General features: G+C 65.6%; 6 protein-coding genes and 1 pseudogene. 1 reads left to right on the forward strand and 6 read right to left on the reverse strand.

Features of this window, described 5'->3' with window-relative positions:
* From ABDV69_RS20040 to ABDV69_RS20065, 6 genes and pseudogenes are all read right to left on the reverse strand, one after another.
* Nucleotides 1-79: pseudogene (locus ABDV69_RS20040) on the reverse strand (HNH endonuclease); the annotation flags it as partial.
* A gap of 395 nt (nucleotides 80-474) precedes the next feature.
* Nucleotides 475-975 (reverse strand): hypothetical protein, encoded by a 501-nt coding sequence (locus ABDV69_RS20045; RefSeq protein ID WP_343577495.1) that lies wholly within the window; start codon nucleotides 973-975, stop codon nucleotides 475-477.
* Nucleotides 976-989: 14 nt separating this feature from the next.
* A complete protein-coding gene (locus ABDV69_RS20050) occupies nucleotides 990-1529 on the reverse strand; it encodes a hypothetical protein (protein ID WP_343577496.1) in 540 nt (179 codons plus the stop codon).
* A gap of 21 nt (nucleotides 1530-1550) precedes the next feature.
* A complete protein-coding gene (locus ABDV69_RS20055) occupies nucleotides 1551-2174 on the reverse strand; it encodes a recombinase family protein (protein ID WP_343577498.1) in 624 nt (207 codons plus the stop codon).
* A gap of 144 nt (nucleotides 2175-2318) precedes the next feature.
* The gene (locus tag ABDV69_RS20060; protein WP_343577500.1) at nucleotides 2319-3662 is read right to left on the reverse strand and encodes a DoxX family protein; all 1344 of its coding nucleotides are present in this window, start codon (nucleotides 3660-3662) and stop codon (nucleotides 2319-2321) included.
* Nucleotides 3659-3952, reverse strand: coding sequence for a hypothetical protein (locus ABDV69_RS20065; RefSeq protein WP_343577502.1), 294 nt, complete (start codon nucleotides 3950-3952; stop codon nucleotides 3659-3661). The genes ABDV69_RS20060 and ABDV69_RS20065 overlap by 4 nt, the downstream gene beginning before the upstream one ends.
* 241 nt (nucleotides 3953-4193) lie before the next feature.
* Here ABDV69_RS20065 and ABDV69_RS20070 point away from each other — a divergent pair, with 241 nt between their 5' ends.
* Nucleotides 4194-4901, forward strand: a complete 708-nt coding sequence (locus ABDV69_RS20070; protein WP_343577503.1) for a DUF5642 family protein — start codon at nucleotides 4194-4196, stop codon at nucleotides 4899-4901.
* Nucleotides 4902-5110: the final 209 nt, after the last annotated feature.

Raw genomic sequence — 5110 nt, forward strand, 5'->3', positions numbered from 1 at the left:
CGGTGATGGTGATGACGCCACGATGGTGCAGCCGGTGATGATAAGGGCACAACAGCACCAGATTGCTGACAAGTCGGGAAACTACCCCCATGTGGTCCGGGGTAGGCCGGTGCCCGATCGCGTGGTGACCAGCGGTGATAGCGCTACAGCTCCGTCGGTAGAAGGCCGGACGCCGCGGCGTCTCGGCTTTTCTGCGAATGAATCCACTGCGCACGGGCGTCGTTAAGACTGAACCGCCTGTAGAACACACCCAGCGGCCGGCAAGCGACGCCCAGGGTAGGGACGGGTTGGAGTCGAACCGGAATGCGCCAAATATCAGCCGAGACCCGGCAAAACCGGCCCGCATGACCGGATAACGAATCACAGCAATGGGGGGTGTATCCCGACTCATCGGGATACACCCCCCATTCGCCGGGTCGAGGGCTTAATCTGACGGACCCACGAACGTTTGCGTCGATGTTGAGCGACACCGACTCAGAAGCTATTGCCAGGCACAAATCGTTTGCGATCGGGACGGGTGGCGTTATACCAGAAATGGTCCAGCATGGTCCATGCCGCGTCGTGGGTGATCAGCCAGTGCCCGCTCCGATCGATTAGCACGATGTGTTGAGGGGCGCTGGCTTGATTGAAGCTTCCTGTGACCGTAACGGTGACGCCGGCGAAGTTGTCGGGTGCGGGCACGATGTCCGTCACGACGAAGTTGTAGGCCAGCAACCCTGCCGCGTTCGTCCGGTTCAGGTGATCGTCGACGGTGGCGGCTTCCTCGGGGTTAAATCCGGGGGAGACGACGTTGCCCTTGTTGATCGCGGGGATGTTCGGGTCCGTCAGTTCGGCCATGTCCGCGACCACCTGATCGACGGTCGGTACGGGGCCGGTGCAGGCGGGCTGGCCGGGGTCTCCGCAATCAGCATGAGCAATAGCGGGCGCAGTCACGCTCGCGAGCGCGAGCAGCATCACAGCGACAGCGGTCTTCATAAGCGCACTGGGGCCTAGTTCGACGGTTTCTGGCTGTAGAAGCGGAAGACCGCCATGCCCGGGCCGCCATTACCGCCGGTGGCGGTGTTGATGGCGGCACCACCTTGCCCGACTGCACCGATCGTGCCGGTGATTTCGGTCATTCCGGACGTGATGGGGATGGTAAATGTCGCCCAAGCGCCGGCCTTTCCGCCACTTCCGCCGGCACATGTGATAGAGGCACCGCCACCACCGGGTCCTATCGACCCGCCACCAGGTCCGCTATAGCCGGCGCTGCCGCCAATTCCGCCTGTGTAGGCGTCGTAGCCGTCGTAGATCAAGGCCAGAGGGTTGGTGGAACTTCCTGCGGTGGAGGCCACGGTGCTGCCGCCGATTCCGCCGTACCCGCCGGCGGCGGTGTAGGTGGATCCGCCCGTGGGCGTCGCTGTGGTGTTGCCGCCGTTGCCGCCCGGCACGGGCTGGTCGTTGTAGCCGCCGCCACCACCGCCCGCGCCGAGCAGGATGATGTCGACCCAGGTTGCGCCCCACCAAATTGGTGACCAGGGTCGTGCCATCCACCGTGGCCTCGACCAGCGCTAGAGCTTCCGAGAAAGTGTAAGGAGATGAGTTGCCCCAGTTGGGTCGTTTTTCTGCAGTGATTTCGAGGCGATGTAGCGGTACGCGGTGGCGCGCCCAATTCCAAAGGCTGCGGCGAGTTCTCGCACGGGCTCGCCGGTGGCGACGAGTCGACGCAGTTGCTCCTGACGGTCGGGACAAAGCTTCGGCGGTTTGGTGGCTGGCAACTGGCGAGCACGGCGCGATTTCCGCGAGGCCGCCCGACGCTCGCGGCCGAGCTCGAGTTCGAGCTCGGCGAGGGTCGCCATGATCGCGGCCACGGCCCGCCCAGTCGACGTGGCGGTGTCAATGCCTTCCCGCAAGGCACGCAACGTGATTCGGCGCTCGCCAAGTTCGGCGATGGTGCGGGTGACTTCGGCGACGGAGCGACCAAGCCGGTCGATCGCGGTGACCACCACAGTGTCGCCGACACGGGCGTAGTCGAGCATGGCGGCCAACCCTGGGCGGTCGGTTTTGGCTGAGCCGGAGAGTTTGTCGGTAAACACCCGATCGCTGCCCACGCCGGCGGCGCTGAGCGCGGTCAATTGTGCGTTAAGGTCTTGGCCGATGGTGCTGACCCGTGCGTAGCCGAGGATCGCGGTCACCGGCACACCGTCTCACAGCCTGCGGCACAACAGATTTGAGACACGCCGGCGTGAGACAAGAAATGAGACTCCGCGACCTGGAATTTAGGTTTAGCGGAGGGGAGTGAGCGTCCCGACGGGCTCTCTCAGATCTAGAAGTGAGACTCACTTGAAGCCGGGGTACAAGTCGGGGTACTCCTGCACCCACTGAAAGCCGCGGCTGCGCAGGATGAAGCTGTTCGGGTCGACGCGCTGCAACGCTATGGTCACGAGCCGACCGTCGAGTTGCCCGGAAAGGCGCAGCCGGTCGGGGGCGGTTCGGTCGATGGTGAGCGTCGCCGGCCCCCGCGCAGTGAAAAGCGTGATCTCCTGCGCGTCGATCACCGCGGACACGGGGACGAGTTCGCCGTTCATCCGCTGGTAGGTGATCGTGTCGGGGTCGTCGATGATGAGTCGTTGCCAGCGGTCTGGTTGGGTGGTCAGCGGCGGCAGCGATGCGCCGTCGAGGCTGAATTGGGTCACCGACCAGATGCCGTAGGGCTCGGGTTTGGGTGCGCCGTCGCCATACTGGTGCCAATACAGCCCACTGATCAGCAGGCAGCCGATGAGGACCCAGGCGCCCAGGGTGATTTGAATCGCGGCCGCGACTTTGTTGGTGCGCCGGCTGGTAAACAGCGCGGGTTGGGTGGCCGGCGGCGACGGCCGGTCGAGGATAAACACATCGGCCAGCCGCCTGGCTTGCGGGGCCAACAGCACCACCGCGACCAGCAGCAGCTGAAACGACAAGATCTTCACCGACACACCGAAGGTCATGTTCATCAAAAACACTTGCGCCATGCCGGCCATGGCCAAAAGGGCGCCCAGGGTCGCGGTTCGGGGCCAAAACAGCAGCGCTCCGGCGGCGACCTCGACCGCACCCAGAGCGATTTCGTAGGGGTAGGAGCTGCCGACCTGCAAGAACAGCACCGAGTTCGGGCTGAGCTGACCGTAGGGGCGCAGCAACACGGTCAGCGGCGGGGCCGGCATCTGCACGGGAATGACTTTGAACGCCCCGTAGTAGAGCATCTGCCCGCCCAGACACACCCGCAGGAACACCAAAAACCAGGCGTGGGGGCGGCGGTATCCGGTGCGCCGCCGATCTAGCACGCTCCAGAACACGGTCGTGGTGAGCGCGACGACCAGCACAGTGAACATCAGCACCCAGTTGGCCGCCTGGTCGCCGCTCCGGGAATCCTCGTGCAGGGCCGCATCGATGCCGAACACGTGCCGGCCGACCCATTCGGTGACCGGTCCCAGCGCGTTCATCTGCCACCAGACCGCCCCCGGGGGCAGCCACCAGCCGAACACCCCGGTGAACACAAACGCGATCTGCACGAACAGCAGGCAAAACAGCCCGAAATAGACCACACAGAAACGGAAAGAGATCCGGGTCAGCAGATGCCAGCGTACCGGCCGGTGGTCGTCGTCACTGGGCGCTGCGGCATCGCCACTCGATTCGACAGCACTCACAAAAGGGCTGGGACTACGGGCACGACGATGCGCCGGCGGCACGGATGCGGCCACTGGGCCCGTGGTACGCCACTCAACGCACCCGGGCACCGAGGAATCGGGCCCGGCGGCGGTGCTTCGCCCGGCGGGGGCGGTGGTGGCGGGGGTGGTGGGTCGTCGGCCGGGGCGCTGAACCCGCTGATACCGGGGGCGGCGTAAGCCGGGGTGTCACCGATCGCGGTGGGCACGATGACCAGCGCCGCCACCGCCGCGACCTGGGTGAAGCCCGCGGCCAGTTTCCGCGCGTCCATCTCGCATTCTCTCTTCCCACGAATCACGCCAGGATACGGCGGCTTGTCGATCCGGGCCATGCGTCGCAGCCGACGTTGGGGCCGATTCGCCCGCCAGGTCCGGCGCCGCCAAATAATGTGCGGCCGCATCGGCACCGGGTGGCGGGGTCGACGCCGTGTCTGCAGCGCCCGGCGCCCGTCCCGCGCCCGGGGGTCTCCTTCAGAACCGTCCGGCCACTGGTCGCGCGGCTAAACTCATGCGATGATCACCCCACCACCCGCTGCACGGCATATCGCTGCGTTGCTGGCAGCAGCCAGCGTCACCGCCGCGCTCACCGCGTGCAGCCATACCACGCAACATACGCCGCCCGGCTCACCCTCGGCGGCGCCGTCATCGAGCAGCGCGCCCGCCGGAGCCGACATCTCCCGTGTCGACAACGTCAAAAACGACTTTCCACCCGGCTTCACCGTCGAGGTGCACCCAGCGAGAACCCTCAACCGCCACGACCTCGGCAGCTCCGACATCGACCCGTTCGCCGGAACCACGGTCGATCCCCCCCACTGCGGCCCAGCGATCATCCCACCCAACACCACACTGTCCATCGGCACCCAGGTCGCCGCGGTCAGCGGACACGCCGATCGGGGAATCATCGAAGTCGACGCCCTACGCTTGCCCAAACCGATTGCACCCGTCCCACCCCCGGCCGGCTGCGATACGGTCACGCTCTCCGGCTCCCCAGAGGTCAGCGGAACCGCCGAACGCGTCCCAGCCCCCACCATCGACGGCGTCACCACCACCGCGATCAAAACGACCGGCGCGGGCCAAGAAGACCCCGAGTACCTGTTCACCGCCGCCCTCAACGATCACACCACCGTCATGGTCACCGGCAACACCGACGCCGCGCTTAACCCGCAACACGTCATGTCAGACCTGCTCGTCAAAGCGGTATTGGCCGTGCGCGGCCGGTAGGGATTTCTCGTGGGTGCGGGCGTAAGGGCATCACCGACCGGGTGACTTCTCCTCCCAGGATGCACACTCGACGCCTTTCAGTCCTGGCGGACCCACTGGGCGGTGTCGTCGGCCCCTCCGCAAGCGGGTAAAACGGCTCTTCAATTTTAAACGGGCAGTTGTGATTTCGCTCTCATAGCGCGTGTCGTTGTATGAGGAGGCCCTTGGCC

The organism is Mycobacterium sp., from assembly GCF_039583785.1.
Taxonomy (GTDB): Bacteria; Actinomycetota; Actinomycetes; order Mycobacteriales; family Mycobacteriaceae; genus Mycobacterium.